Source organism: Bradyrhizobium sp. YR681 (assembly GCF_000282615.1).
Lineage (GTDB): Bacteria > Pseudomonadota > Alphaproteobacteria > Rhizobiales > Xanthobacteraceae > Bradyrhizobium.
In genome coordinates, this window is the sequence record NZ_AKIY01000159.1 from 1 (window position 1) to 558 (window position 558).

At 64.7% G+C, this 558-nt stretch carries 1 protein-coding gene; it reads right to left on the reverse strand.

The annotated features are described in order from the left end of the window. Positions 1 to 537: amidohydrolase family protein (locus PMI42_RS12755; protein WP_240535234.1), on the reverse strand; the 537-nt coding region annotated here is incomplete at its 3' end. Positions 538 to 558 lie beyond the last annotated feature (21 nt).

Below are 558 nucleotides of genomic sequence, written 5' to 3' on the forward strand. Positions count from 1 at the left end.
GGCCAGCGTCGGCCGCCGCTTCTCGGCAAATTGCAATTCGCTCCAGCCGCCGGCCACGATGATCCAGGACGCCGGGCGCGCTGTTGCCGCCTGGCGCAGGCGTTCCATCGCCTCGGGAATCGTCTTCGCGCCGATCCAGTTGACCTCGGTTGCGTAGGTCAATCCGGCGCGCACGGCGTGAATATGGGAATCGATCAAGCCCGGAATGATGGTGCGTCCGCCGGCGTCGACGCGGCGCGTCGCGGAGCCGATCAGGCTGTCCACGGCATCGTTGCCGCCGACGGCAACGATCCTGCCGTCGCGCACCGCGAGTGCCTGCGCGATCGTCGATGCGCCATCCAGCGTCACGATTTTTGCGTTGGTGACAACGAGGTCGGCCTTTTGTGCGCAAGCCAGAGTGGCCCAGCACGAGATCACCAGAATCGCCAGAAGCTTGCGCATGTTGAATCCCCCAAGTCGATGATTTTTATAGCCCGCCTTCGCCCATTGGGCTTCGGCGCGGCAGCCTTCGCCCGCTTCGCTTATCGTTTGTGGCACCGGCTTGCCGAGCCGAAGCTC